Source organism: Micromonospora globbae, from assembly GCF_036184225.1.
In the GTDB taxonomy this organism is placed as follows: domain Bacteria; phylum Actinomycetota; class Actinomycetes; order Mycobacteriales; family Micromonosporaceae; genus Micromonospora; species Micromonospora globbae.
This window is the reverse complement of the sequence record NZ_CP108084.1, coordinates 1437230-1462917: the sequence shown is the minus strand read 5'-3', so window position 1 is coordinate 1462917 and position 25688 is coordinate 1437230. Positions and strand designations below refer to the sequence as shown.

Annotated in this window: 26 protein-coding genes and 1 riboswitch; of the genes, 12 read left to right on the top strand and 14 right to left on the bottom strand. The window is 75.3% G+C overall.

What is annotated here, in order from left to right; all coding sequences use genetic code 11:
* Window positions 1–74 precede the first annotated feature (74 nt).
* The 5 genes from OG994_RS06460 to OG994_RS06440 all read left to right on the top strand — a co-directional run bounded on the left by OG994_RS06460 (window position 75) and on the right by OG994_RS06440 (window position 5734).
* The gene (locus OG994_RS06460) at window positions 75–806 is read left to right on the top strand and encodes a histidine phosphatase family protein (RefSeq protein WP_328852530.1); all 732 of its coding nucleotides are present in this window, start codon (window positions 75–77) and stop codon (window positions 804–806) included.
* Window positions 790–1659: an NAD(P)H-hydrate dehydratase gene (locus tag OG994_RS06455; protein WP_120326779.1), complete on the top strand. Its 870-nt coding sequence runs from the start codon at window positions 790–792 to the stop codon at window positions 1657–1659. Before OG994_RS06460 ends, OG994_RS06455 begins: the two co-directional genes overlap by 17 nt.
* 148 nt (window positions 1660–1807) lie before the next feature.
* A complete protein-coding gene (locus tag OG994_RS06450) occupies window positions 1808–3295 on the top strand; it encodes a S8 family peptidase (RefSeq protein ID WP_328852529.1) in 1488 nt (495 codons plus the stop codon).
* Window positions 3296–3408: 113 nt separating this feature from the next.
* Complete coding sequence (locus OG994_RS06445; RefSeq protein ID WP_120326777.1) at window positions 3409–3909, top strand: hemerythrin domain-containing protein; 501 nt, start codon at window positions 3409–3411, stop codon at window positions 3907–3909.
* Between the two features lie 277 nt (window positions 3910–4186).
* Window positions 4187–4276, top strand: a riboswitch (ZMP/ZTP riboswitch).
* 18 nt (window positions 4277–4294) lie between these two features.
* Window positions 4295–5734 (top strand): glycine hydroxymethyltransferase, encoded by a 1440-nt coding sequence (locus tag OG994_RS06440; protein WP_120326776.1) that lies wholly within the window; start codon window positions 4295–4297, stop codon window positions 5732–5734.
* 180 nt (window positions 5735–5914) lie between these two features.
* Here OG994_RS06440 and OG994_RS06435 read toward each other — a convergent pair whose 3' ends face one another.
* Both OG994_RS06435 and OG994_RS06430 read right to left on the bottom strand, forming a co-directional pair.
* Window positions 5915–6175, bottom strand: a complete 261-nt coding sequence (locus OG994_RS06435) for a hypothetical protein (RefSeq protein WP_120326775.1) — start codon at window positions 6173–6175, stop codon at window positions 5915–5917.
* An 82-nt stretch (window positions 6176–6257) separates the two neighbouring features.
* Entirely contained in the window at window positions 6258–7373 is a 1116-nt protein-coding gene (locus tag OG994_RS06430) for an alpha-hydroxy acid oxidase (RefSeq protein ID WP_120326774.1), read from the bottom strand.
* 154 nt (window positions 7374–7527) lie between these two features.
* Here OG994_RS06430 and OG994_RS06425 point away from each other — a divergent pair, with 154 nt between their 5' ends.
* On the top strand, window positions 7528–7932 hold the full coding sequence (locus OG994_RS06425; RefSeq protein ID WP_120326773.1) for an MmcQ/YjbR family DNA-binding protein: 405 nt from the start codon (window positions 7528–7530) through the stop codon (window positions 7930–7932).
* Between the two features lie 26 nt (window positions 7933–7958).
* On the opposite strand, the gene OG994_RS06420 is transcribed toward OG994_RS06425, so the two are convergent.
* The 10 genes from OG994_RS06420 to OG994_RS06375 form a co-directional block, all read right to left on the bottom strand.
* Window positions 7959–8432: an SLOG cluster 4 domain-containing protein gene (locus tag OG994_RS06420; RefSeq protein WP_328852528.1), complete on the bottom strand. Its 474-nt coding sequence runs from the start codon at window positions 8430–8432 to the stop codon at window positions 7959–7961.
* A gap of 71 nt (window positions 8433–8503) precedes the next feature.
* Entirely contained in the window at window positions 8504–8821 is a 318-nt protein-coding gene (locus OG994_RS06415) for an antibiotic biosynthesis monooxygenase family protein (RefSeq protein WP_120326772.1), read from the bottom strand.
* Window positions 8814–10064, bottom strand: a complete 1251-nt coding sequence (locus tag OG994_RS06410; RefSeq protein WP_328852527.1) for a beta-ketoacyl synthase N-terminal-like domain-containing protein — start codon at window positions 10062–10064, stop codon at window positions 8814–8816. Before OG994_RS06410 ends, OG994_RS06415 begins: the two co-directional genes overlap by 8 nt.
* A complete protein-coding gene (locus OG994_RS06405; protein ID WP_328852526.1) occupies window positions 10061–11332 on the bottom strand; it encodes a beta-ketoacyl-[acyl-carrier-protein] synthase family protein in 1272 nt (423 codons plus the stop codon). The genes OG994_RS06410 and OG994_RS06405 overlap by 4 nt, the downstream gene beginning before the upstream one ends.
* A gap of 175 nt (window positions 11333–11507) precedes the next feature.
* Window positions 11508–11912, bottom strand: coding sequence for a cupin domain-containing protein (locus OG994_RS06400; RefSeq protein ID WP_328852525.1), 405 nt, complete (start codon window positions 11910–11912; stop codon window positions 11508–11510).
* On the bottom strand, window positions 11905–12642 hold the full coding sequence (locus tag OG994_RS06395) for an SRPBCC family protein (RefSeq protein WP_120326769.1): 738 nt from the start codon (window positions 12640–12642) through the stop codon (window positions 11905–11907). Before OG994_RS06395 ends, OG994_RS06400 begins: the two co-directional genes overlap by 8 nt.
* Before the next feature lie 14 nt (window positions 12643–12656).
* A complete protein-coding gene (locus tag OG994_RS06390) occupies window positions 12657–14060 on the bottom strand; it encodes an acetyl-CoA carboxylase biotin carboxylase subunit (RefSeq protein WP_328852524.1) in 1404 nt (467 codons plus the stop codon).
* A gap of 11 nt (window positions 14061–14071) precedes the next feature.
* Window positions 14072–14608 carry an acetyl-CoA carboxylase biotin carboxyl carrier protein gene (accB, locus tag OG994_RS06385; protein WP_328852523.1) on the bottom strand — a complete coding sequence of 179 codons (537 nt, stop codon included), beginning with the start codon at window positions 14606–14608 and terminating at the stop codon, window positions 14072–14074.
* Window positions 14605–16335, bottom strand: a complete 1731-nt coding sequence (locus OG994_RS06380) for an acetyl-CoA carboxylase carboxyltransferase subunit alpha (RefSeq protein ID WP_328852522.1) — start codon at window positions 16333–16335, stop codon at window positions 14605–14607. Before OG994_RS06380 ends, accB begins: the two co-directional genes overlap by 4 nt.
* On the bottom strand, window positions 16332–16673 hold the full coding sequence (locus tag OG994_RS06375) for a TcmI family type II polyketide cyclase (RefSeq protein WP_328852521.1): 342 nt from the start codon (window positions 16671–16673) through the stop codon (window positions 16332–16334). The genes OG994_RS06380 and OG994_RS06375 overlap by 4 nt, the downstream gene beginning before the upstream one ends.
* 427 nt (window positions 16674–17100) lie before the next feature.
* Here OG994_RS06375 and OG994_RS06370 point away from each other — a divergent pair, with 427 nt between their 5' ends.
* From OG994_RS06370 to OG994_RS06355, 4 genes are all read left to right on the top strand, one after another.
* Window positions 17101–17943, top strand: a complete 843-nt coding sequence (locus OG994_RS06370; RefSeq protein ID WP_328852520.1) for an AfsR/SARP family transcriptional regulator — start codon at window positions 17101–17103, stop codon at window positions 17941–17943.
* Between the two features lie 84 nt (window positions 17944–18027).
* Window positions 18028–18375 (top strand): TcmI family type II polyketide cyclase, encoded by a 348-nt coding sequence (locus tag OG994_RS06365; protein WP_120326765.1) that lies wholly within the window; start codon window positions 18028–18030, stop codon window positions 18373–18375.
* 9 nt (window positions 18376–18384) lie between these two features.
* Entirely contained in the window at window positions 18385–19734 is a 1350-nt protein-coding gene (locus OG994_RS06360) for an FAD-dependent oxidoreductase (protein ID WP_328852519.1), read from the top strand.
* 281 nt (window positions 19735–20015) lie between these two features.
* On the top strand, window positions 20016–21074 hold the full coding sequence (locus tag OG994_RS06355; protein ID WP_328852518.1) for a helix-hairpin-helix domain-containing protein: 1059 nt from the start codon (window positions 20016–20018) through the stop codon (window positions 21072–21074).
* 93 nt (window positions 21075–21167) lie between these two features.
* On the opposite strand, the gene OG994_RS06350 is transcribed toward OG994_RS06355, so the two are convergent.
* Entirely contained in the window at window positions 21168–21995 is an 828-nt protein-coding gene (locus OG994_RS06350) for a hypothetical protein (protein ID WP_328852517.1), read from the bottom strand.
* Window positions 21996–22248: 253 nt separating this feature from the next.
* On the opposite strand from OG994_RS06350, the gene OG994_RS06345 reads away from it, so the two are divergent.
* Both OG994_RS06345 and OG994_RS06340 read left to right on the top strand, forming a co-directional pair.
* Entirely contained in the window at window positions 22249–22455 is a 207-nt protein-coding gene (locus tag OG994_RS06345) for a hypothetical protein (protein WP_120326762.1), read from the top strand.
* Between the two features lie 419 nt (window positions 22456–22874).
* Complete coding sequence (locus tag OG994_RS06340; RefSeq protein WP_120326761.1) at window positions 22875–23834, top strand: TIGR03557 family F420-dependent LLM class oxidoreductase; 960 nt, start codon at window positions 22875–22877, stop codon at window positions 23832–23834.
* 117 nt (window positions 23835–23951) lie between these two features.
* On the opposite strand, the gene OG994_RS06335 is transcribed toward OG994_RS06340, so the two are convergent.
* Window positions 23952–25514 carry a hypothetical protein gene (locus OG994_RS06335; protein ID WP_328852516.1) on the bottom strand — a complete coding sequence of 521 codons (1563 nt, stop codon included), beginning with the start codon at window positions 25512–25514 and terminating at the stop codon, window positions 23952–23954.
* Window positions 25515–25688 lie beyond the last annotated feature (174 nt).

Below are 25688 nucleotides of genomic sequence, written 5' to 3'. Positions count from 1 at the left end.
TCACCGCGATCACGCACCCGCCGGCCGGGCGGCGGGCGGTTATCCGGGGCAGGGCCGCGGGTAGGGGTTGCCGCATGGCGGAACTGGCGGGGCTCTGGATCGTCCGGCACGGCGAGAGCACGGCGAACGTGGCGGCGGCCCGCGCGGAGTCCGCCGGCGCCGAACTCATCGGCCTCGACCACCGCGACGCCGACGTGCCGCTCTCCCCCACCGGCGAGGAGCAGGCCCGCGCCACCGGCCGTTGGCTCGCCGCGCTGCCGCCGCGCCGCCGCCCGGAGGTGGCGGTGACCTCGCCGTACCTGCGGGCGGTCCGCACCGCCGAGCTGGCGCTGGAGGACACCGGAGTCCCGCTCAGCCGCGACGAGCGGTTGCGCGACCGCGAGCTGGGCATCCTCGACGGCCTGACCCCGCACGGCGTACGCGCCCGCTACCCGGACGAGGAGGCGCGGCGGCGCCGCCTGGGCAAGTTCTACTACCGGCCGCCCGGCGGCGAGGCGTGGACCGACGTCGCGCTGCGGTTGCGCGCGCTCCTCGGCGACCTGCGCCGTGACCACGCCGGGCAGCGGGTGCTGCTCTTCGGCCACGACGCGCTGGTCTTCGTGCTCAGGTACCTCGTCGAGGGGTTGACCGAGGCGGAGCTCATGGCGCTCACCCGGCAGCACGTGATCGCCAACTGCGCGATCACCGGCTGGTCGGCCGACGACGACGGCCGGCTGCGCCTGGACGGCTTCAACGAGGTCGGCCACCTCCACCAGCAGGGCGCCCATCCGACACGGGAGGACGAGGTACGTGCCGAACCGATCTGAGCCGCGGGTCATCACCCCGGCCCTGCTGCGCGACTGGGCGTTGCCCGTACCCTCCGGCGGGAAGGAGAACCGCGGCACCGTGCTGGTGGTCGGCGGGTCCCGGTTCACCCCCGGCGCGGTGCTGCTGGCGGGCGTGGCCGCCCTGCGGGCCGGCGCCGGCGTGCTGCAACTGGCCGCCGCGGAGTCCACCGCCGCCGCGCTCAGCATCCAGGTGCCCGAGGCGCTCGTCGTGGGATTGCCGGAGACCAGGGACGGCGCGCTCGCCGGTGACCCGGGCGACCAGCTCGCCGCGCTGGTCGCCGAGGCGGACGTGGTCGCCCTCGGCCCGGGACTCAAGGAGATCGAGGAGACCGCGCGCCTGCTGCACCTCGTGCGCGACGCGGCCGGTCGGCGGACGGCGCTCGTGCTCGACGCGTACGCCCTCGGCGCGCTCAGCCACGAGCCGGACCTGCTGGTCGGCTCCGGCCGGCCGGTGGTGCTGACCCCCAACCTCACCGAGGCGCGGCACCTGCTCGGGCGCGACCCCGGCGACGACCTCGACGCCGACGCCGCGGAGTTGGCCGCCCGCCACGACGCGGTGGTCTCGCTCTACGGGCACATCGCCGCACCCGACGGGCAGGGCTGGCGCGAGGAGAGCGGCGACGCCGGGCTGGGCACCTCCGGCAGCGGCGACGTGCGTTCCGGGCTCCTCGCCGGCCTGCTCTCGCGCGGCGCCGAGCCCGCGCAGGCCGCGTGCTGGGCGGCGTTCGCCCACGCGGTGAGCGGTCAGCGGCTCGTCCCCCGGTACGGCCGGATCGGTTTCCTGGCCCGCGAGCTGCTGGACGAGATCCCCCACACGATCGCCACCGTCTGACACGGATTCGCCCGACCGTCGCCGCGGTGTAACGCCGCGTCCACCTCCGGCGCTGTCCCAACGGAGGCGGCATCCTGCCCGTCTCCCGCCCGGTTGCCCCTGCCCAGGGGCACCCGAGCGGCGATGTACGGCCCCCTTGGGAGTCTGTGTGAAGGTGATCCGTCGCAAGACACTCGCCGCGGCGTCCGCGTTGACGCTCGGCATCGGTCTCGCCGTGACCGGAGGGCTGGCCCCGGCCGCCTCCGCCGCCGGCCCGGAGACCACCTACCTCGTCCTCGCCCCGCAGGGGGCGAAGACCGACCGGGCGGCAGCCCGGGTGGCCGCCGCCGACGGCACGGTGGTGGCCCGCTACGACCAGATCGGCGTGCTCGTGGCCCGCTCGGCGAACCCCCGCTTCACCACCGCCGTGGCCGGCGCCGGGGTCGACTCGGTCGCCGCCACCGCCGGCCTGGGCACCGCCCTGGAGGAGGGCGAAACCGTGGAGGTGCCGGCGGCCGACGCCGTCCGGACCACCGCGGACGCCACCGCCGAGCCGCTCTTCGCCCAGCAGTGGGACATGCCGATGATGCGGGTGCCGCAGGCGCACGCCGTCAACGCGGGCAGCCCGGACGTCGTCGTCGGCGTGTTGGACAGCGGGATCTCCAGCACGCACCCCGACCTGGCCAGCCAGATCGCCAAGGACAAGAGCGCGTCCTGCGTCGGTGGTGTCGCCGACACCACCGAGGCGGCCTGGAACCCCACCACGTCGGACCACGGCACGCACGTGGCCGGCACCATCGCCGCCGCCGTCAACGGCGTGGGCGTCACCGGCGTGGCGCCGGGCGTCAAGGTGGCCGCCGTGAAGGTGGTCAACGACGACGGCTACATCTTCCCGGAGGCGGCCGTCTGCGGCTTCATCTGGGCCGCCGAGCACGGCATGCAGGTGACCAACAACAGCTACTACATCGACCCGTGGGAGTTCAACTGCCGCAACGACGCGCGCCAGCGCCCGGTGTGGCAGGCCGTGCAGCGGGCCATCCGCTACTCGGCGAGCAAAGGCGTGCTGAACGTGGCGTCCGCCGGCAACTCCAACGTGGACCTGCAGCACAAGACGGTCGACGAGGGCAGCCCGAACAACGGCACCCCGGAGACCCGTGAGATCAACAGCGCCTGCCTCGACCTGCCGGCCGAGGCGCCGGGCGTGGTGACCGTCTCGGCGGTCGGCCCGACCGGGGAGAAGAGCTACTACTCCTCGTACGGGCAGGGTGTGGTCGAGGTGACGGCACCCGGTGGCGACACCCGGTTCCGCACCCAGGGCGCCCGGTCCACCACCACCGACGCGATCCTGTCCACCACCTTCAACACCGCCACCCGCACCAACGGGTGGGGCTACAAGCAGGGCACCTCGATGTCCAGCCCGCACGTGGCCGGCGTCGCCGCCCTGGCGGTCTCCGCGCACCCCGGCATGAACCCCGGCCAGCTGGCCGCGTTCCTGCAGAACACCGCGGTCGCCAAGCCCTGCCCGGCGGGGGTCTACAACCCCGTGCCGCTGTTCTCGGCGGCGGACCCGCACCTGTACGACGCGACGTGCTCCGGCGGGGCCCGCAACGGGTTCTACGGCGCGGGCATGGTCGACGCGTACAACGTGGTGAGGTGACCACGACGCACCGATGACGGTGGGGCCCGGCGCGACGCGCCGGGCCCCACCCGTTTCCGCACGTCACCGCCGGGGTACCGGACGACCACCCGACACACCTAGGAGGTCACCCGGTGTCCACCGATGCCATCGTCCTGCTCAAGGAGGACCACAAGGAGATGCGCCGCCTGTTCAAGGCGTTCCAGGACGCCGAGGAGGGCCCGGCGGACCAGCGGCAGAAGCTGGTCGGGCAGATCATCGAGGCGCTCACCGTGCACACCTACCTGGAGAACGAGGTGATGTACCCGGAGGTCCGCCGGCTCCTGCCGGACCTGGAGGACGACATCCTCGAGTCCTACGAGGAGCACCACGTGGCGGACGTGCTCTGCGCCGAGCTGTTCGCCATGGACGCCGAGGACGAGCACTTCAACGCCAAGACGACGGTGCTCATCGAGAACGTGCTGCACCACGTCGAGGAGGAGGAGCAGGAGTGGTTCCCCAAGGTGCGTGACGCGCTGGGCCGCAAGCAGCTCCAGGAGATCGGCGCGCGGATGATCGAGCTTCGCGACGACGCGCCGCGCAAGCCGTCGGACCCGAAGGCGGTCAAGAAGTCCCTGGACGCCGTGCGCGCCTGACGGCCGCGAACGGCACCGACGGGCCCGGCGACCGCCGGGCCCGTCGCCGTGCCGGGGGCTCCGGTGGCCGGGTCAGCTCGCCCAGCCGGGCTCGGCCGTCCGGCGGTGCTGTTCCGACGTGAGCCGGTCGGGCACGATCCTGCCGACCGCCGTGTGCACCGTGTTCCGCCTCCGGCCGGCGCCGCGTTCGCCGGCACCGCCCTACCGTGTGCCCCGTCGCGCGGCGCCCAACCCCGGCGAGGTCGTCCGGGCCTCCGGCGGCCGGTTGGGTAGGATCGGGCCGGGCCGTTACTGGCGCGTGGGGATGGAGAACCATCGGGGAGCGGCCCCGTCACGAGGACGCATGCCGAGCGCCTGGGCCTTCCGTACGTGAGTAGGAGGTCGCATGTCGTCGCCGAACGCCGAGTCCACCGCCTTCCGCAGCGCGCTCGAGGTGATCCGCGCCGTCGAACCCCGGGTGGCCGACGCCATCGCCGCCGAGCTGGCCGACCAGCGCGAATCACTCAAGTTGATCGCCAGCGAGAACTACGCCTCCCCGGCCACCCTGCTCGCCATGGGCAACTGGTTCAGCGACAAGTACGCCGAGGGCACGGTGGGCCGCCGCTTCTACGCCGGCTGCCAGAACGTGGACACCGTCGAGGCGCTCGCCGCCGAGCACGCCCGCGAACTGTTCGGCGCCGCCCACGCGTACGTCCAGCCGCACTCGGGCATCGACGCGAACCTCGTGGCGTTCTGGGCGGTGCTGGCCGACCGGGTGGAGGCCCCGGCGCTGAAGAGGGCGCAGGCGCGCCAGGTCAACGACCTCACCGAGGCGGACTGGTTCGCGCTGCGCCGCGAGCTGGGCAACCAGCGGATGCTCGGCATGTCGCTGGACGCCGGCGGCCACCTCACCCACGGCTTCCGCCCGAACATCTCGGGCAAGATGTTCGACCAGCGCAGCTACGGCACCGACCCGGCGACGGGCCTCATCGACTACGACAAGGTCGCCGAGGCGGCCCGCGAGTTCAAGCCGCTGATCCTGGTAGCCGGCTACTCGGCGTACCCCCGGAAGGTCAACTTCCGGATCATGCGGGAGATCGCCGACTCGGTGGGCGCCACCTTCATGGTGGACATGGCCCACTTCGCCGGCCTCGTGGCCGGCAAGGTCTTCACCGGCGACTTCGACCCGGTGCCGCACGCGCACATCGTCACCACGACCACCCACAAGTCGCTGCGCGGCCCGCGCGGCGGCATGGTGCTCTGCCAGCCGGAGCTGGCCGAGCAGGTGGACCGCGGCTGCCCCATGGTGCTCGGCGGCCCGCTGCCGCACGTGATGGCCGCCAAGGCGGTCGCGCTCGCCGAGGCTCGCCGCCCCGACTTCGCCGACTACGCCCAGCGGATCGTGGCCAACGCGCAGGCGCTCGCCGAGGGGCTGCTCCGCCGCGGCGCCACCCTCGTCACCGGCGGCACGGACAACCACCTGGCGATCATCGACGTCACCTCGTACGGGCTGACCGGTCGCCAGGCCGAGCAGGCGCTGCTGGACGCGGGCATCGTCACCAACCGCAACTCGGTCCCGCAGGACCCGAACGGCGCCTGGTACACCTCGGGCATCCGCATCGGCACCCCGGCCCTGACCACGCGGGGTCTCGGCACCGCCGAGATGGACACGATCGCCGAGCTGATCCACACCGTGCTGAGCCAGACCCGCCCCGGCGCGAACGCGGACGGCACCCCGTCGAAGGCCAAGTACGCGCTCGACGCGGCCGTCGCCGACAAGGTCAGCCGCCAGGCCAGCGAGCTGCTGACCGGCTTCCCCCTGTACCCGACGGTCGACCTGACCTGACCCGGCCCGACAGGCCCCGGGCTGGGGCCCGGGGCCTGGGGCCCGGGGCCTGTCGATCATGACGTTGGCGGGGTCCGGGAGCGCTCTCCCGCCCGTCAACCTCATGATCGACGGGGTGTGCGGGGGCGGCGGGCCGCCGGGGGCGCCGGCGGGTGGGTGGGTGGGCGCGGCGGGTGGGTGTCAGGCCAGGGGGCGCTTCAGGTGGTAGCGGTGCACCTCGGTGCTGCCCTGCACGTTGTTGACGTCCTCGGCGGCGGAGACCAGCTCCCAGCCCTCCCGGCCGACCCGGTTGAGGTGTGCGATCGCCGTGTCGCCGTAGGCGGTGACGTCCTTGCGGGAGCCGTCGGGGCCGTACCAGACGAACGACACGTGGAAATTGCGGCCCTGCCCCTGGTAGCGGCGGACCAGCAGGGCGTACTCCCAGGCAACCATGCCGCCCATTATGACCGTCCATCCAGGACGCCGGAACGGCGGCCGTCGCGCATTGCCATCGGGTGAACGCGGTGTGTCAGGCCGTGGCCGCTCAGCTGGTGACGAGGGTGCGCAGCTCGCGCGCCGAGGCCGGATCGGCGCACCCGGCCAGCGCGAGCGCGTCCCGCAGCTCGCCGGCGAGCAGGGCCAGCGCCTCCTCCGCGGCGGGCCGCCCGCCCGCCGCGAGGGCCCACAGCAGCGGCCGGCCGACGAGCACCCCGGCCGCGCCGAGGGCGAGCGCGCGCAGCACGTCGGTGCCACCGCGGACGCCGCTGTCGAGGAGCACCTCACACCGGTCACCCACGGCCTCGACGACCTCCGGCAGCATCGTGACGCTGGCCGGCGCCCCGTCGAGTTGCCGGCCGCCGTGGTTGGAGACCACCACCGCGTCCGCTCCCCGCGCCACGGCCTCCCGCGCGTCACGCGGGTCGAGCACCCCCTTGACCACCAGCGGCAGGTCGACCTGCTCACGCAGCCACGCGAGGTCGGCCCAGCGCAGCGCGGGGGCGAACACCGCCCCGGACCGCGCCGGGACCGGCGACACCCCGGGCGTGCCGAGGTGCGCCAGGTCGTCCCGGCCGTGGGGCAGGTTCGCGGCGACCACCTCGGCGGGCAGCCGGAACGCGTTGCGGAGGTCGCGGAAGCGCCGGCCGAGCACCGGGACGTCCACGGTGACGACCAGCGCCCGGCAGCCGGCGTCCCGGGCCCGCGCCAGCAGGTCGAGGACCAGCGAACGCTCCCGCAGCCAGTAGAGCTGGAACCAGACCTCCGCGCCGGTGGCGGCCACGTCCTCGACGGGGGTGCTGCTGAGCGTGCTGGCCAGGTAGGGAACGCCCGCCGTGGCCGCCGCCCCGGCCAGCGCCCGCTCGCCGTCGGGGTGCAGCAGCCGCTGGTACGCCATCGGCGCCACGCCCGCCGGCATCGCGTACGGGCGGCCGAGCAGGGGGGTAGTCAGGTCCGGCAGCTCCACCCCACACAGCATCCGGGGCAGGACCGCGACCCGGTCGAGGGCGGCGCGGTTCGCGGTGAGAGTCACCTCGGCGCCGCTGCCCCCGTTCACGTAGTCCCACACGTCGGCGGGCAGCACCGCCCGGGCGCGCGCGGCGAAGTCGGTCAGGCAGACCGGCGGCGTCTCGGCCGGCAGGTCGGTCACGGTCGGCTCACCCATCGGTCCCCCCGGGCCTCGGTCGAGGCAGGACCGTAGCCGCAGTCGACGCAGCCCGTCAATCGGCCCGACGGTGCGCCGGCGCCGACCGGGACGGCCCTCGCGGGTCGGCGAGCGGCGGGATCCCGACGGCGGCCGGGGGCCGTAGGCTGGGCGGATGGCCAGCTGGGACGACGTCCGCCGGATCGCCGCGAGCCTGCCGGAGACATCCGAGTACCCGTCGTACGACGGCCTGCCGGCGTGGCGGGTGCGGAACAAGCTGTTCGTGTGGGAGCGGCCGCTGCGCAAGCCGGACCTGGCCGCGCTCGGCGACGCGGCGCCGGACGGCCCGATCCTCGGCGCGCGGGTGCCCGACCTGGGCGCCAAGGAGGCGTTGCTCGCCGACGACCCCGACGTCTACTTCACCATCCCGCACCTCGACGGCTACCCGGCCGTGCTGGTCCGGCTCGACCGGATCGACACGACGGAGCTGACCGAGCTGATGGTCGAGGCGTGGTACGACCGGGCGCCGAAGCGGCTGGCCGCCGCCTACCGGGCGCAGAGCGACCCGTCGGCCGGATGACGCTCGCGCCGGCCGGCGGCCTCCGCTCAGTCCGGCAGCACCAGCCGTACGGCCTCCTCCGGGTTGGTCACCGGCACCGGCCCGGCGACCGCCGCGCCGCCGCCGTCGACCACCCGCCACCCGCCCAGCAGCACCACCGGCACGCCGCCCCGCCGCATGGCCAGCGCCACCTCGCTGAGAGTGCCCCAGGAGCCGCCCACGGCGATCACCGCGTCGGCGCTCCACACCAGCACCGCGTTGCGGGCCTGCCCCAGGTTGGTGCTGATCGTCACGGACACGTCGGCGGACGGGCCGGGGACGTTCCCGTCGTCGGGGCGTACGCCGACGACCAGGCCGCCGCGGGCGCGGGCGCCGGCGGCGACCGCGGCCATCACCCCGCCGCCGCCTCCGCAGAGGACGGTGGCACCCCGCTCGGCGAGCAGCTCACCGACACGGCGGGCCTGCGCCACCTCCGTGTCCGTCGCGTCCGCCGGCCCGCAGACCGCCACCTGGTACGCCACCGTCGGCACCACCCTTCCCGCGGGCCGACCCTACCGGCGGCCCGGCCGGACGTCGCGGCCGGCCGGGGCGCTCAGGCCGGGGTGGGGGTCTGCGCGTGGACGTGGAAGCGCAGCGAGCGGGCGTCGGTGAAGCACTCCCGCATGGGCCGGACCAGCTCCCGGTGCTCGGGACTGCGCTCCCAGCTCTCGAAGTCGGCGAGGCTGGCCCACTCGCTGGTGATGAGCCACTGCTCCGGGTCGGCCGACGACCGGCACACCTGGTCGACGAGGTGCCCCGGCACCCCGCCGGCCACCTGGTGACGGATCGCCTCGTACGCGGCCAGGAACGCCTCGGTGCGCGCGGCCGGCACCCGGACCAGGAACACCACCCGCGCCCGCTGCTCAGCCATCCTCGTCCTCCCTCGCCGGCGCGGCCCCGCGCAGGACCAGCGCGCTGTTGTAGCCGTCGAAGCCCCGGGCGCACACGAGCGCCAGCCGGGTGCGGGGGCGGCGGTGCTCCCGCAGGAAGTCCAGCTCGCAGCCGGCGGCCACCTCGTCGGGGCCGGCCGAGGCGGGCAGGGTGTCGTGCCGGAACGCGAGCAACGCGGTGGCCACGTCGAGCGCGGCGCCGCCCTGGTGAGCCCGGCCGGTGAGCGGCTTCGCGGTGCTGACCGGGGGCGGGCGGTCACCGAAGACGGCGCGCAGCGCGGTGGCCTCCGTGCGGTCATACCGGGGCACGCCCAGCGCGTCGGGCAGCACGACGTCCACGTCCCCCGGCTCCACGCCGGCGCGGTCCAGGGCGAGCCGCATGGCCCGGGCGTACTGGACCGGGTCGCCGGCGCTCTCCGGGCCGGTGTGCGCGGCGTCGTGCGTGGCTCCCCACCCGGTCAGCTCGCCGTAGACGCGCGCGCCGCGGGCCAGCGCGTGTCCCAGCTCCTCGACGACGAAGACCGCCCCGCCCTCGGCCGGGACGTAGCCGCTCGCGGCGGCGTCGAACGGCCGGTACGCCCGCTCGGGGTCCGCGACGTCGCTGAGCAGCCCGTTCGCGAGCTGGCAGGTGAGGGCGTACGGGCTCAGCGGGCACTCGGTCCCCCCGGCGATCACCACCGGCGTGCCGCGGCGCACCGACCGGGCCGCGTGCGCGAGGCTGTCCAGCCCACCGGCCGCCTCGCTGACCAGCACCCCGCACGGCCCCTTGAACTGGTGGTGGATGGAGAGCTGGCCCACGCTGGCCGCGTAGAACCAGGCGATGGACTGGTACGCCCCGACGGTGCGCGTCGGCCCGCCCCACAGCCGTTGCAGCTCCCGCTGGCCGAACAGGTTGCCGCCGGAGGAGCTGGCCAGCGTGACCGCGTAGCCGTACGGGTCGGGTGAGCGGTCGGGCAGGCCGGCGTCGGCCAGGGCGAGCCGGGTGGCCGCGAACGCCAGGTGCGTCCACCGGTCGGTCTGCACGAGCTGGCGGTTCTCCGCGTACGCGGCGGCCTCGAAGCCGGGCACCTCCCCGGCGAGCCGGGTCGGGTAGCCGGCCGGGTCGAACAGGGTGATCGGGCCGGTGCGCCGGGTGCCGGCCAGCACCGTACGCCAGTGCGCGTCCGCGCCGATCCCGCTCGGCGCGACCACCCCGACGCCGGTGACCACCGCCCGGGCGGTCACGTGGCCGCCTTCGACAGACGACGGAAGATCATCGCGGACTGGAAGCCGCCGAAGCCGCTGCCCACCGAGAGGGCGACGTCGACGGGCAGCTCGCGCGCCTCGTTCGGCACGTAGTCCAGGTCGCACTCCGGGTCCCGGGTGGTCCAGTTGGCGGTGGGCGGCACGACGCCGAACTCGATGGCCAGCGCGCAGGCCGCCATCTCGATCGAGCCGATGGCGCCGAGCGAGTGCCCGACCATCGACTTGATCGAGCTGACCGGCACCCGGTACGCGACCTCGCCCAGCGCGCGCTTGAACGCGGCGGTCTCGTGCCGGTCGTTCTGCCGGGTGCCCGAACCGTGCGCGCTGATGTAGGAGACCTGCTCGGGGGCGAGCCGGGCCTGCCGCAGCGCCGCCGCGATGGCCAGCGCCATCTCCACGCCGTCGGGCCGCAGGCCGGTCATGTGGTAGCCGTTGCTGTGGCTCGCGTACCCGGCCACCTCGCAGTAGACGTGCGCGCCGCGCCGCCGGGCGTGCCCGGCCTCCTCCAGCACCAGCACGGCGGCGCCCTCGGCGAGGACGAACCCGTGCCGGTCGGCGTCGAACGGGCGCGAGGCGTGCGCCGGGTCGTCGTTGTCCGGGCTGGTCGCCTTGATGGCGTCGAACGAGGCGACGGTGACCGGCGAGATCGGCGAGTCGGCGGCGCCGGCCAGCACCACGTCCGCCTCGCCGTCGGCGATCAGCTGGTGGGCGTACCCGATGGCGTCGATGCCGGAGGTGCAGCCGGTGGAGACGACCTGGGCCGGGCCGTGCAGCCCGTGCCGGCAGGCCACGTCGGCGGCCAGGCTGCTGGGCACGAGCGCCTGGTAGAGGAACGGGCCACCGCGGCCGGGGTCGACGAGCCAGCGCCGGCCGGAGTCGCTGACCCTCACGTACGCCTGTTCCAGCGCCATGGTGCCGCCCACCGCCGTGCCGAGCACGACCCCGGCGCGGTCGCGTTCGGCGTCGGTGAGCGTGAGTCCGGCGTCGGCGAGCGCCTCGTCGGCGCAGGCGAGCGCGAACTGCACGTACCGGTCGGCGCGCCGCCGGTCGGCCGCCGTGAGCCCGGCGGCGACCGGGTCGAAGTCGCACTCGGCGGCGATGCGGGAGCGGAACGGCGACGGGTCGAAGAACGTGATCCGCCGGGTCGCCGTGCGCCCCTCGGTGATCGACTTCCAGAACCGGTCGCGGGTGGCGCCGCCCGGGGCGACCACGCCGATCCCGGTCACCACCGTGCGGCGCCCGGTCACGACGCCACCCCGGTTCGCGGCCGCGGGGCCCGCCACCCCGGCTCACTCCTCGCGCTCACAGCGCCACCGTCGGTTCGCGACTGCGGGGCTCGCAACCCCGGCTCACTCCTTGCGCTCACAGCGCCACCTTCGGTTCGCGACTGCGGGGCTCGCCACCCCGGCTCACTCCTCGCGCTCACGACGCACCCCGCTGCTCGACCAGCTCGGTGTCGACGTGGCCGAGTTCCGGCCGGGGCGCCAGCGGTCCGAGGTGGAAGACCACCTCGGCGGGCTCGGCGCCGGTGTTGCGCAGCCGGTGGCGGGCGTTGACCGGCACGAAGAGCGCCTCCCCGGCGGCCAGCGGCACCGGGCGGTCGTCCAGGTCGACGGTGATCGCGCCCCGGGCCACGTAGAGGAACTCCTCGCTGTAGGGGTGGTAGTGCTCGGCGATCCGCTCCCCCGGGTCCAGCGTGGCCACACCCATGAACCCGGAGGTGCTGCCGACGGTGCGCGGGCCGAGCAGCACCCGCAGCGCGCCGCCCCGGCGGCGGTCGGCCGGTACGTCCCGCGCGGCGACGAGGTGCATCGTGCGCTCACTCATCGCCGGTCCCCGTCGTCTCGCCGGCCGGCGCCCCGGCCCGGGCCCGCCGCTCGATCCGCTCCTTGATGACGGCCAGCTGCACGGCGCTGTTGGCGTTGATCCGCTCGGTCATCCCGGCGTTGTCCAGGGGCGCGGTGGGCTTCATGGCGAAGTCCTGCACCCAGGTCATCCGGGTGCCCTCCGGCTCCTCGGTGTAGCGCCAGTGGATCCGCATGTACTCGAACGGCCCGGTCTCGACCCGGTGCGCGTGCACCTGCCGGGTGGCCGGGTCGGCGGTGCGTTCGCTCACCCAGCTCCACACCACGCCGTTCTCGTCGGGGTGCATGCTGAGCCGGAACCGCACCGTGTCGCCGTCGCGGTGCAGGATCTCCACGGCCGCGTACTCGGTGAACAGCTCCGTCCAGTTCGCCACGTCGTTGGTGACGTCCCACACCAGCGGCAGCGGCGCGGCGATCACGATGCTGTTCTCGGTGTGTCCCGGTTGCTGTCCGCGGCGGGCCACGAGGTCGGCCACCGCCGGGATGCTGAGCTGGGCGGCCTGCTCCGGAATCTGCACGCGGTACCGGTCGGCGACCACCGCGGAGAGTTCCAGCAGCGCCAGGGAGTCCAGGCCGAGTTCCTCCAGGGAGGCGGCGGGCGTACGGGCGGCGACCTCGGCGTCCAGTCCGCAGTGTGCCACCAGGATGTCGGTGATCTCGGCGGTCATCGGGTGGCCTCGGGTGACGGTCATCGGTCCTCCTCGTGTCAGGCGTTCGGCGGTGCGGTGGTGGCCGGCGCGGGGTCGGGCGAGCCGGGCGCGGCGGCGGCGAGCAGCCGGTCGACCAGGCCGGTGGTGTGGCGGCCCTTGCGGAACTCGGCGTCGTCGAGCACGCGCCGCACGAACGGGATCGTGGTGCGGACGCCCGGCCCGGCCACCTCGAACTCGCCGAGCGCGCGTTCGAGCCGGTCGAGGGCCAGCTCCCGGTCGGGGGCCCACACCGCCACCTTCGCCAGGAGCGAGTCGTAGTGCGGGCCGACGACGTAGCCGGGACGGCCGTGGGTGTCGACGCGCGTGAACGGGCCGCCGGGCGGGACGAAGCGGTCCAGCCGGCCGGGTGTCGGGGCGAAGCCGCGGTCCGGGTCCTCGGCGTTGACCCGGCACTCCACCGCCACCCCGTGCGGGCGGATCTCCTCCTGACGCCAGCGCAGCGGCACACCGGCGGCGATGTGCAGCTGCTCGTGCACCAGGTCGACGCCGGTGACCATCTCGGTGACCGGGTGCTCCACCTGGATCCGGCAGTTGATCTCCAGGAAGTGGAACCGTTCCGCGGCGTCGACCAGGAACTCCAGCGTCCCGGCGCCGGTGAAGCCGACCTCCAGCGCGCCCCGCAGCGCCGTCTCGGCGATCGTGTCGAGGGTGCCCGCCGAGAGCGCCGGGGCGGGCGCCTCCTCGACGAGCTTCTGGTGCCGCCGCTGCACGGAGCAGTCCCGGGTGCCGAGGTGCACCCCGTTGCCGTGCCCGTCGCACAGCACCTGCACCTCGACGTGCCGGGCGTCGGTCAGGTACCGCTCGACGTACACCCGGTCGTCGCCGAAGACGGCCTGCGCGGCGGCCCGCGTCCGCGCGTACGCCCGGGGCAGGTCGGCCGGGGACCGGACGACGGTCATCCCCCGCCCGCCGCCCCCGGCCGCCGCCTTGACGATCACCGGGTAGCCGATGCCGGCGGCCACCTCGACGGCCGCCTCCACGGTGGGCACCGGTTCGACGCTGCCGTCGGGCAGCGGCAGCCCGGCGCGGCTCATGAGGGCCCGGGCGGACGACTTGTCGCCGAGCGCCGCCATCACCTCGGGGCGCGGCCCGATGAACGTGAGCCCGTTCAGGGCGCAGATCTCGGCGAAGTCGGCGTCCTCAGAGAGGAAGCCGTAGCCGGGGTGCACCGCCTGGGCGCCGACCTGCCGGGCCGCCTCCACCATGGCGGCGGCGTTGAGGTAGCTGCGCCGGCTCGGGGCCGGTCCGATGCACACGGCCCGGTCGGCGAGGCGGACGGCGGCCGAGTCGGCGTCCGCGGCGGAGTAGACGACCGCCGTCCGCACCCCGAGCTCACGGCAGGCGCGCAGCACCCGCAGGGCGATCTCACCCCGGTTGGCGATCAGCACCGTCTCGAACATCCCGCACCACCTCAGGCCGGATCCAGCGCGATCAGCGGCTGGTCGTACTCCACCGGCTGGCCGTCGTCGGCGAGCACGGCGGTCACCCGGCCGGCCCGCTCGGCGGTGACCTCGTTCATCAGCTTCATCGCCTCGACGATCCCGATCACCTGCCCGGCCCGTACGTGGTCGCCGACGGCCACGAAGGGAGCCGCCCCGGGCTCCGGCGCCCGGTAGAAGGTGCCGACGATCGGCGCGCGGACGACCATCTCGGCGGCCAGTGGGACCGGGGACCGCTCGGCCGGGCGCGGCCCGTCCGCCGGTTGGTCGGCGGGGGGCGGTGCGGCGTCCGGCCGCGCGACCGGTGGCGGCGCGACCGGAGCGCCGTGCCACTCCACCTCCAGCACGGTCTCGCCGCTGCGCAGCCGGACGCGGCGGACCGGCCCGGCCAGCTCGGCGACCAGTTGCCGGGCGTGGCGGCGCAGCCCGGCCAGGACGGCGTCCGTGCCCGCCCGACGGTCGCCGCCGTCGGCCGCCGTCTCCGGGCCGGCCGTCCCGGGGGCGGTCACCGCACACCCCCGGCCGCGGCGCGGGCGGCGCCGAAGCGCCGGAACCGCTGGCGCCGCCGGCGGACCAGGGTCGCCGGCGGCACGTCGAGCAGCGGCAGCAGGTTGGCGCGCACCGCGTCGCGCACGGCGACGGCCGTCGCCTGCGGGTCGTCGTGCGCCGCGCCCGGGGGCTCCGGCACGATCTCGTCCACCACGCCGAGCCGGTGCAGGTCCGGCGCGGTGAGCCGCAGCGCCCGCGCCGCCTGGGGAGCCGCCGACCGGTCCGGCCAGAGGATCGCGGCGCAGCCCTCGGGGCTGATCACCGAGTAGACGGCGTGCGCGAGCATCAGCACCCGGTCGGCCACCGCGAGGGCCAGCGCCCCACCGCTGCCCCCCTCGCCGGTGATGACGGCGACGACCGGGGTGGGAAGCACCGTGAGCGCGAGGATGCTCTCCGCGATGGCGGCGGCCTGCCCCTGTTCCTCCGCGCCGACGCCCGGATCCGCGCCGGGCGTGTCCACGAGCGTGACCACCGGCAGGCCCCACCGGGCGGCGAGGCGCATGAGCCGCAGGGCCTTGCGGTGCCCCGCCGGGCTGGCCATGCCGAAGTTGCGGGCGACCAGTTCGGCGGTCGTGTGCCCCTTCTGGTGGCCGATCACCATGACCGGCCGGCCGTCGAGCCGGGCGAGGCCGCCGACCACGGCCGGGCAGTCGCCGCCGAGCCGGTCGCCGTGCAGTTCGACGAAGCCGTCGAACGCGGAGTCCAGATAGTCCAGGGTGGTCGGTCGGCCCGGGTGCCGGGCCAGCCGTACGGTCGCCCAGGGGTCGCCGTCGGTCGCGTCCGCCGGGGCGGTGTCGCGGCCCGCGCCGGCCGCCTGCTGGCGGGGTACGGGCCGGCGGGCCGCCGGCGCGGCCGGGTCGCCCGGTCCGGGCGCCGGCGTCCGCCCGCCCCGGGCCGCGGCGAGCAGCGCCACGAGCCGGGCCCGCAGTGCGCGGCGGGGCACGACCATGTCGACCTGCCCGTGCCGGAGCAGGAAGTCGGCGGTCTGGAAGCCCTCCGGCAGCGCCCGGCCGGTGACCTGCCGGATCACCCGGGGCCCGGCGAAACCCATCCGGGCGCCGCTCTCGGCGACCACCACGTCGGTGTTGGTGGCGAAGGAGGCCGCCACCCCGCCGTACGTAGGGTCGGTGAGCACGCTGACCGTGAGCAGCCCCGCCTCCCGCAGCGCGGCGACGGCCTGGCTCACGGTGGCCATCTGCATGAGCGACAGCACGCCCTCCTGCATCCGCGCCCCGCCGGAGGCGGTCACGAGGATCAGCGGCTCCCGGTCGTCGAGGGCGCGTTCCGCCGCGCGGGTGATCAGCTCGCCGACGGCGCAGCCGAGGCTGCCGCCGAGGAAGCGGAAGTCCATGACGGCGAGGGCGGCCGGGTGCCCACCGAGGGTGGCGGTGCCGCAGACCACCGCCTCGCCGAGCCCGGTGCCGGCCCGCGCGGCGGTGAGCCGGTGCGGGTACGGCACCACGTCGACGAAGCCGATCGGGTCGACGTCGGCGGGCGGGTCGGGCAGCGGCCGGAACGAGCCCGGGTCGACGAGCTGCCGCAGCCGGTCCGGCGCGCTGAGCCGGGCGTGCGCCCCGCACTCGGGGCAGACGTCGAGGTTGCGGCGCAGCCGCTTGCGGTAGAGCAGGGTGGCGCAGCCGGCGCAGCGCGACCAGAGCTGCTCCTCGCGGGGGGCGGTGGCGGTCACGGCCGCCCCCCGGCGGTGGCGGGGGCGTCGAATCGGTAGAAGCAGCGCGCCATGGCGTCGCGCGGCGAGCGCCAGGTCGGGGAGTACGGCGAGACGTACGGCCGCAGCCGCGCGCTGACCCGGTCGAACTCCGGGTGCTGCCGCGCGGCCCGCACGGCCTCGTCACCGGGCAGCTCGGTCTCCAGCAGGTGCACGTATAGGTCGTGCAGCCGGTACAGCGACCGGTGCCGCACGCCGGCCAGGCGCGGCAGCTCCGTGGCGTCGGACTCGGCGAAGATCTCGGCGACCTGCGCCTCGGCGGTCGGAACCACCTTCGCGACGATCAGCGAACGATCCATGGACAGGGCCTCCTCCCACGGCGCCCGCCGGCCGCGCCCCCCGGCGCCGGACGAGCCGGACGACTGCGGCCACGATGCGGCGGCGCTCGTCACGGCGGCGTCACCGCCGGGGGCGCATCGGGGACGATCCATGGTGACGCTGCGTTGACGTAAGCTGTGCACCGGCTATGCGCCGTTGCTTCCCGCCGATCGTCCCGGCGGCAACTATTCGCAGTTCAGAGCACATCTCATGGTCTCCGGACAGGGACCGCCGGCACCGGCACCACCATTGACCCAGAGTGACACTTATTGATAATCTTCGTCCCGGTCAGCCCGGCCGCCCGGCGCGACGCCGCGCCCACCGCGACCCGACGGCAGCGGTGTCGCGGGCAGCCGCGCCGGGGACACAGCAGACAGTCGGGACACGCGTTCCGCAGGGGGTGCCGCCGTGGCCGCTGATCCGTCCGTGCCGACCGGGGGACGCCCCGGCGCGGTGTCGCTGCACCTGCTCGGTGGCTTCCGGCTCCTGCACGGCGACCGGCCGGTGGTGGTGCCCCGCGGCCTCCAGCGGGTGATCGCGCTCATCGGGCTGCGCCCCGGCGCCACCCGCTGCCAGCTGGCCGGCCTGCTGTGGCCCGACGCGCCGGAGGAGCGGGCGCTGTCGTCGCTGCGCACCGCCCTGTGGCGGCTACGCCAGGATCCCTGCTGCCCCCTCACCGCCAGCGGCGACACCGTGCGGCTGGACCCGTCCGTCCGCCTCGACGTCGACGAGCTGGTCGGCACGGCCACCCGTGTACGCGACGGCGACGACCCCCGCTGCACGGCCCGGGCGCTCGCGGCGGGCCGGCACGACCTGCTCCCCGGCTGGTACGACGACTGGGTCCTGCTGGAACGCGAGCGCCTGCGCCAGCTCCGCCTCCACATGCTGGAACAGGTGGCCGGGCAGCACCTCGCCGCGGGCCGGCACGGCGAGGCGCTCGAGGCCGCGCTGGAGGCCATGGCGGCAGAGCCGCTCCGCGAGACCCCGCACCGCCTCGTGGTGCGCATCCACCTCGCCGAGGGGAACGCGTTCGAGGCGGTGCACGCCTTCTACGTCTACCGCGACCTGCTCCGGCGCGAACTGCGGCTGGAACCGTCGCCGGCCATGTGCGCGCTGCTCGACGACACGCTCGCCCCGATCCGCCGCGCCAGCCGCGACGGCGCCCCCGCGGCCCGCCACCGTACGGGGCCGCCCGCCCGTGCGGCGACGGGACCGGCCCGCCCGCCGTCACCGCAGCGCCGCAACGCGTGACGGGCAGGTGACAGGCCGGCGGGCACGGTGGGCGGCACAGCAGTCCCGTGGCTCCCGGCGGGGGCCACCGGCGGAAGGGGTCCCATGAGCCGTCTACTGATCGTCAGCAGGATCGCCCCCGGCGCGGAGGGCCGGGTGGCCCAGATCTTCGCCGAGTCCGACGCGACCGAGCTGCCCGGACTGACCGGCGTCACCCACCGGTCCCTCTACTGCCTGCACGACGTCTTCGTACACCTGATGGAGACCGCCGACGTCGACCCGGAGGCCCTCGCCGAGGCGCGCAACCACCCGCTCTACCGGAAGGTCAACGAGCGGCTCTCCGCGCACACCTCGCCGTACCTGCCGACCTGGCGCTCCCCCCGCGACGCCATCGCCGGCTGCTTCTACCGCTGGGACGCGGCCGGCGCGCCCGTCCCCCGCCCGGCCGGCTGAGGGGCCGCCGTGTCCGCCACCGCGCCGCGCGTGCTCGTCATCGGCGCCGGCACCGGCGGCCTGTGCCTCGCGCACGGGCTGCGCCGGGCCGGGATCGACGTCGCCGTCTACGAGCGGTACCGCACCCGCGGCGAAGGGCTGCTCGGCTACCGCGTCGGCATCGGCCCCACCGGCAGCCGCGCGCTGCGGGAGTGCCTGCCGCCGGAGCTGTTCGACATCTACCTGGCCACGTGCGCCCGCTCGCCCCGCTGGTTCAACGTCATCACCCAACGCATGCGCCGCACGGCGTCGTTCGAGCTGCGTCCGGACACCCATCCCGTCGACACCGAACGGTCGGTGGCCCGGATGACCCTGCGCCAGGTCCTGCTCACCGGCATGGAGGACGCCGTCCACTTCGACAAGACGTTCACCCGCTACGAGCAGCGCGACGACGGCACGGTCACCGCGTACTTCGCCGACGGCACGAGCGACACCGGCGACCTGCTCGTCGCCGCGGACGGCACCCACTCGGCGGTCCGCCGGCAGTACCTGCCGCACGCGGTCACCCGCGACGCCGGCACGGTCAACATCGCCACCCGCATCCCGCTGACCCCGCACACCCGCTCGCTCCTGCCGGAACAGCTCCAACGCGGCATCTCGCTGATCTTCGGCACCGGAGGGATCATGGGCGTGCTGCACGTCATGGACTTCAAGTGGGACGCCGACGGCCGGCTCAAACCCGACGTCACCCCCGCCGACGCCGCCGTGCTGTCCCGCTGGCCCGGGCGCGCCCACGACCCCACCCGGGACAACATCAACCTCGTCGTCTGGAGCACGGCGCGCCGGTTCCCCGACGACGTCATGCAGCGGCGCGGCGACGACCTGGTGGCGGTCGCGCTGGACCTCACCCGCTCCTGGCACCCGCACCTGCGGGAGCTGCTGACCCGCGCCGACCCGGCCAGCGCGCTGCCGATCCGCGTCACCACCTCCGAGCCGGTGCCACCGTGGAAGAGCACCACGGTGACGCTGCTCGGCGACGCCATCCACACGATGACCCCCGGCCGCGGGGTCGGCGCGAACACCGCGCTGCGCGACGCCGCGCTGCTGTGCCGGCAGGTGCGGCTCGCCGCCGCCGGCGAGAAGACGCTCGTGCAGGCCGTCGCCGACTACGAGGCGGCCATGCTGCCGTACGGCTTCGCCCGGGTCGCCGACTCGCTGAACCGCAGCGGCACCAACGGGGACGACCGGCTGTACAAGCCCGTCGTCGGCCGGCTCGCCCTGCTCGGCGCCCGCGGCTACTTCGGCGTCACGAGCCGGGTGCCGGCACTGCGCCGCCGGTTCGTCGACGACTTCTACACCTACCGGGGCGAGGAGGACTGAGGCCCGGTCCACGCGACCCCGACGCCCGGTGGCGTCGGGGTCGTCCCCGTGCCCGACCGGGCCGCGCCGGCTGCCCGACCGGCGACCGTCCGTACCCGCCCGGTGGGCCGTCCGGCACCCGGAACGGCACGCTCCGTCGCACCTCGGGCACCACCCGTGCCCGCCCGTCCCGCACCCCGGTTGGGTACCCGTGCCTCCCTGTCGCACCGGCCGCGCGTATGCGAAGCTGCGGCGGGTTTTTTCTCGCACGACACATCGACGAGGTGAGAGGGAGGTCTGCCGTGGCGTGGTCCTTCGGGCACTCGCTGACAGTGATACTGGTTCTGCTGCTCGGGTTCGCCGCCGGGTGGGCGGTGCGCGGCCGGCGGGACGCACACGACGCCGGTACGCCCACCGTGGACGCCGAGCCGGTCGCGGTGCGTACCGCCCCGGCGCCGGACGCCACCGTCGACCCGGACCGGCCCGCCGCGACGGTCGACCCGACGCCGAGCGCGGTCGCGGACGAGCCGACCACCGCGCCCAGCGCGGTCACCGACGAGCCGTCGGGCACGACGACGGCCGTCACCGACGAGCCGTCCGCCGTGCGGACCGGCGGAACGGCCGTGGACGACTCCCCGGCGACGGTCGACCCGGCCGACATGGCGCTGACCGGCGACCCGGTCCCCGAGCCGCGCGCGGTCCCGCCGGCGGAGCGCACCGGGGCCGCCGACACGTCCGCCGCGGCGTCCCCGGCCGAGGCCCCGGCCACGACGGTCACCGAGCCGGCGGACGCCGAGCCCGCGACCACGCCGGACGCCGCGCGGAGCGACACCGCGCCGACGGTCGCCGCGGACCGGGTGGAGACCACCGCGGAGGCCGACCGGCCGGAGACGGCGATTCCCGCCGACCCGGCCGAGACGACCGCGGCCTCCGGCCGCCCCGAGGTCGCCACGGCCGGTGGCCCGGCCGCGACCGGGGCGCCCGCCGACGGGGCTGGCGGTGCCTCGGTCCCCGACGGTGAGCCGGCCGGCGCGGATGCGGCTCCGGCGGCCACGCCGCGCCGCCGTTCCGGGGTGGCCACCCCGCCCGTCCGCCCGATGGCCGCCGCCACCGTCGAGGTGGACGACTTCCGCCGCATCCAGGGCATCGGGCCGAAGATGGCCGCGGCGCTGCAGGCCGCCGGCATCCGCACCTTCCGGGAGCTGGCCGAACTCGACGAGGCGGCGCTGCGGACGCTCATCCGCAACGCCGGTCTGCGCGCGGCACCCGGACTGGCCACCTGGCCGCAGCAGGCGAAGGTGCTGGCCGGCGCCCCCGACGAGGCGGCGGCCGTGCTGTCCGACGGGGCCCGCCCGGCCTGACACCCCCCGACCCGGGCCACCGTCCGGTCGGGTCGACCGCCACCCGGCGGTACCCGGGCTCCGGGTACCGCCGGGCAGGTCCGGTGTGGACGGTCAGACCAGGGCCCCGTCGTACGCCCGGACCCGCAGCCGGCGCGCGGCGCGGGCGCTCAGGCGCACCTGGAGCCCGAGGGGCGCGGCGGCGCGGCGCACGTCGTCGACGTGCAGCGAACCGTGCCGCTCCACGGGCAGCACCGGCGGCTCCTCCCACTCCCCCTCGGGCCGGTGGAAGGAGAGCAGCGTGACCGAGGTCGGCAGGTGGGCCGGGTACGCCGCGCGGGCCGCCGCCTCGTCGCGGTGCGCGAGGACGACGAGGTCGGGCACGTGGGCGAAGTCGGCCAGGATGCCCTCGGCCCGCCAGTGGGCCGGCTCCTCGTCCGCTCCCGTGAGATGGTGCGAGCGGTTCGCGGACGTGATGAAGAGGTGCTCCACCCCCGCCTCGGCGCAGGCCCGCGCGAAGAAGGAGTTCGACGGGCAGAGCGTTCCGGGCGCGATCACCTGGGTCGTCCGCACGCCGCCGTCGACGCGCACGAGGTGGTCGGGCAGCCGGTCGACGGCGGGGCCGCAGAACCCGAACGGGCCGGCGCCGAAGAGTCCGTCCATCAACTGCCGGACCCGCCCCTCGGGCAGCCGGGGCGGGATCCGCGACCAGTCGAACATGGCCGGTATCCGGTGGGCCGTGGCGGTGATGCTGCCCACCTGGTCGGCCGGCCGTCCCTTCGCCAGGTTGACGCGGCGCACCGTCGCCGCGTCCGGCCGCGTGACGAGGGCGTAGAAGTTCCCGAAGGCCACCGCGACGACGGCGCCGTCGGCCAGGGCGCGGGCGGCGAAGGCCACGTCGGCGGGATCGTCGACGTACCGGGTCGGGGTGCGGACGTCCATGACTCCTCCTCGGCGGTGCCGTGACGCCAGTTCTACGTCCCGGTGGGCCCGCCCCGCCGAGATCGGTCCTCGATCCGATAGTCGGCGCGACCGCCACGGTGCCCGCGGCCGATGCCGGCTCCCCCACCGGCGGTCCCCCGCCAGCCGGACGTCCCGCCCAACGCCGCCGATCGGCCCCACCGTTAGCCGTCGCACGCGACTGGGTACAACGCCCTGCACCTCGACCCACCACACCCCCGTCAGGAGGCACGCCATGCGCGGCACGTCGATACTCGGAGTCCTCGTCGTCATCTGGCTGGTCATCGGTGCCATCGCCGCGGGTCAGCGCGGCTACTACGGCGACGACGACACCAACTGCGCGGAGGCCGGGACCATCCTGGTCACCATCGTGGCCGGCCCGCTGAACTACATCGGCGCCAACCCGAAGATCGACTGCGAGCTCCCCCAGCCGTCCCAGTAGGACACTCCCGGCCCCGCGCCGACGTCGGCGCCGCACTCCTCGGCCCGCGCCCACTCCGGCGCGGGCCGTTCGCCGTCCGGGTGCCGGGTTCGCACCGCCGCCCGTGCCGTCGGTGACCGTGAACCCCGGCCCGGCGCGCCGCCGGGCTCTCCGCGCCGCCACGGTCAGACGACCGGCCCACGACCGGCGCCGCCGCGAGCACGGCCGGCGTTGCGGGCACGGACCGAGCGGTCCGCGGCCGAATCGGCCAGGTCCAGTACCAGCGGCCGCCCGGCCGCCGTGATCGCGGACCCACGACCATCGCGCGGGTCACACCGCGTACGGCGTCCTAGGAGGCTGGGTCTGCGGGGGTACGGCGTTTGCGGGAGCGCCCCAGGGGAACGGCTGCTGCTCCAGCGGACGGACGGGGAGCACCGGCGATGCAGATCGGGTACAAGCTGTCCACGGAAGGCTACGGGCCGAAGGAGATCATCCGTCAGGCCGTCCGGGCCGAGCAGGCCGGATTCGACTTCGTGGAGATGAGCGACCACTACCACCCCTGGCTGGACACGCAGGGGCACTCCGGTTTCACCTGGAGCATGCTGGGCTCGATCGCGGCGCAGACCAGCACGCTCGGGCTGGCCACCGGGGTCACCTGCCCCAGCGTCCGTTACCACCCGGCGATCATCGCCCAGGCCGCCGCGACCATGGCGTTGATCTCCGACGGGCGGTTCACGCTGGGCGTCGGCGCGGGCGAGCGGCTCAACGAGCACGTCGTGGGGCAGGGCTTCCCGAGCGTCCGGGGCCGGCACGAGCGGCTGCGCGAGGCGCTGGAGATCATCCGGCTGCTCTGGCGGGGCGGCTACCAGTCGTACGAGGGCCGCCACCTCCAACTCGAGGACGCCCGGGTCTTCGACCTGCCGGAGACGTTGCCGGTGATCGCGGTGGCCGCCAGCGGGCCCGAGTCGGCCACCATGGCGGCGGAGCTCGGCGACGGGCTCTTCGCCACCGAGGCCGACCCCTCGATCGTGCAGCGGTACCGGTCCGCCGGCGGGCAGGGCCCCCGGTACGCCGAGGTGCCGCTCGCCTGGGCCAGCGACGAGCGCCAGGCCGTGGAGGCCGCGCTGACGACCAGCCGCTGGCTCGTCACCGGGTGGAAGGTGATGAGCGAGCTGCCCAACCCGGTGAACTTCGACGCGGCCAGCGCGCACGTCGAGGAGAAGCACATCCGGCAGTTCCTCTCCGTCGGCCCGGACGCGGAACCGCACGTGGCGAAGGTCCGCGGGTACGTCGAGGCCGGCTTCGACCACATCGTGCTCCAGAACGCGGGCCCCGATCCGGACGGCTTCATCGACTTCTTCGCCAGCGACCTCGCCGGCCCGCTGCGCGCGCTCGGCTGAGCCGCCGGGCGGTCGAGGTCCGGTGACCACATCCCCGACGACACGGCCGGGCGCACCCGGTCCGCCCGCGACGATCGATCGTCACGCACGGCCGGGCGCGCCCTGACACGCGGTCGGTCAGCGGAAGCAGTGGGGCACCGGCACCCGGCTGCCCACGCAGTTGGTGGGCTCGTTGCCGGCGACGACGCTCTCGTCGTCGACGCGTACCCGCGCCTGCTGGGCGAAGATGCCACCCGGCCGGGCCGACGCGTTGTTGCCCACCACCTTGCTCGTGTAGATCGAGACCTGACCGGCCGTGGCGTGGATGCCGCCGCCCGTCGACTTGGCGCCGACCGCCCCGTTGCGGGCCACGTCGCTGCCGCGGACCAGCAGGTTGGACTTCTCGGCGTAGATGCCGCCGCCGAGGCCGTGGGTGGTGTTGCCGGCGACCACGCTGTCGTCCAGCGGGAGCAGCCCCTGGACGGTCGAGATTCCGCCGCCCTTCAGGGTGGAGGTGTTGTCGCGGATCGTCATCCCGCGCAGCACGATGACGGCGTCGGAGTTCGCGATGCCGCCGCCGACCTGGGCGGTGTTGCCGAGCACCGCGCTGTCCAGCACCTTGGTCCGGGCCGAGAAGCTCGCGATGCCGCCGCCCTGTGCGGCGCTGTTCTGCACGAAGGTCGTGTTCTCCACGTCCGCCGCGCCCCGGTAGTTGCCGAGCCCACCGCCGTAGCCGTTGGCGCTGTTGTGGTGGAACTGCGACCCCCGCAGCGTCAGCACGCCACCGTTGAGCAGGCCCCCGCCCTTGCCCGCGGTGCCGGCCGCGCTGTTGCCGATGAACCTGCTGTCGGTGGCCACGAGGTTCCCGTCGTTGAAGATCCCGCCACCGCCACCCTCGGCGGACAGCGACGTGCTGCCGACGACGGTGACGCGTTCGACGACGGCGGTCGCCCCGTGCACGATGTGCACGGCGCCGCCCTCGATCTTCGAGCGGCCGTTGCGGAGTTCGACGTCGCGCAGGAACAGTTCCCCGCCGTCGCGGACGGTGAAGAAGCGGAAGTCCTCGGCGTGCACGTCGCGTTCGATGGTCGCCCCGGCGCCGTCGATGGTGATGGGTTGGTAGATCACCGGCAGGCCGGCCTTGTCGTCGGCCGGGTTGCGCGGGGGCGCCTCGGCGTCGCCCGGTGTCTCGGCCGCGTCGGCCGCCTCCCGCGCGTCCCGGATCCCGCCGTCGTAGTCGTCGGGCTGCACGAACGCCTGGGTCAGCGTGTAGGTGCACTTCGACGCCAGCCGCAGGGAACCGCCGCCCTCGGCGTTGGCCTTCACGAGCGCCGCCACGAGCCGGCCCGCGTCGCACGGCACCTCCACCACCGGGTGGCGGCCGGTTCCGGGGCCGTCCCCGTGCCCGCGCGGCGCGCCGGCGGCGTCCCGGCCGTCACCGTCGCGCCCGTCCGGGCGGCCGGCGCCGTCGCCGGCCGGCTCACGCGCGTCGGCGCCCCCGCGCCGGTCCCCGTCCGCGTCGTCCCCCCGCTGCACACCGGCCGTCGGGAACGGGTCGAGCAGGGACGTCGCCCCCACGGCGGCGCCGGCCGCGCCCGCCGCGCCCACCACGAGGCTGCCCGCCAGCAACCCGCCGGCTAAGAACCACCGGGACCGCCGTCTGGGTCGTCCTACCCGCCGGCCCTGTTGGTACGTCGACATCGTCTCCTGCCTCTCCTGGCTGCCTGCACGGCCGCGTCCGAACCGGACGCGGGGTGGACGACGGATCGCCGGCCACCAGACGTCACGATACGGGCGCAATACGGACAATCAGGCCGTGAACGTGAACAACCTTGCCATTCACCTTCTCGGGAGAGGCGCGAGGAACGGCCGGTG

What these genes read in the sequence shown, in the direction of transcription:
- OG994_RS06460 (WP_328852530.1), top strand. Translation starts at nt 75, where the DNA reads ATGGCGGAACTGGCGGGGCTCTGGATCGTCCGGCACGGCGAGAGCACG.
- OG994_RS06440 (WP_120326776.1), top strand. Translation starts at nt 4,295, where the DNA reads ATGTCGTCGCCGAACGCCGAGTCCACCGCCTTCCGCAGCGCGCTCGAG.
- OG994_RS06435 (WP_120326775.1), bottom strand. Translation starts at nt 6,175, where the DNA reads ATGGGCGGCATGGTTGCCTGGGAGTACGCCCTGCTGGTCCGCCGCTAC.
- OG994_RS06430 (WP_120326774.1), bottom strand. Translation starts at nt 7,373, where the DNA reads ATGGGTGAGCCGACCGTGACCGACCTGCCGGCCGAGACGCCGCCGGTC.
- OG994_RS06425 (WP_120326773.1), top strand. Translation starts at nt 7,528, where the DNA reads ATGGCCAGCTGGGACGACGTCCGCCGGATCGCCGCGAGCCTGCCGGAG.
- OG994_RS06415 (WP_120326772.1), bottom strand. Translation starts at nt 8,821, where the DNA reads ATGGCTGAGCAGCGGGCGCGGGTGGTGTTCCTGGTCCGGGTGCCGGCC.
- OG994_RS06400 (WP_328852525.1), bottom strand. Translation starts at nt 11,912, where the DNA reads ATGAGTGAGCGCACGATGCACCTCGTCGCCGCGCGGGACGTACCGGCC.
- OG994_RS06395 (WP_120326769.1), bottom strand. Translation starts at nt 12,642, where the DNA reads ATGACCGTCACCCGAGGCCACCCGATGACCGCCGAGATCACCGACATC.
- OG994_RS06390 (WP_328852524.1), bottom strand. Translation starts at nt 14,060, where the DNA reads ATGTTCGAGACGGTGCTGATCGCCAACCGGGGTGAGATCGCCCTGCGG.
- OG994_RS06375 (WP_328852521.1), bottom strand. Translation starts at nt 16,673, where the DNA reads ATGGATCGTTCGCTGATCGTCGCGAAGGTGGTTCCGACCGCCGAGGCG.
- OG994_RS06365 (WP_120326765.1), top strand. Translation starts at nt 18,028, where the DNA reads ATGAGCCGTCTACTGATCGTCAGCAGGATCGCCCCCGGCGCGGAGGGC.
- OG994_RS06350 (WP_328852517.1), bottom strand. Translation starts at nt 21,995, where the DNA reads ATGGACGTCCGCACCCCGACCCGGTACGTCGACGATCCCGCCGACGTG.
- OG994_RS06345 (WP_120326762.1), top strand. Translation starts at nt 22,249, where the DNA reads ATGCGCGGCACGTCGATACTCGGAGTCCTCGTCGTCATCTGGCTGGTC.
- OG994_RS06340 (WP_120326761.1), top strand. Translation starts at nt 22,875, where the DNA reads ATGCAGATCGGGTACAAGCTGTCCACGGAAGGCTACGGGCCGAAGGAG.
- OG994_RS06335 (WP_328852516.1), bottom strand. Translation starts at nt 25,514, where the DNA reads ATGTCGACGTACCAACAGGGCCGGCGGGTAGGACGACCCAGACGGCGG.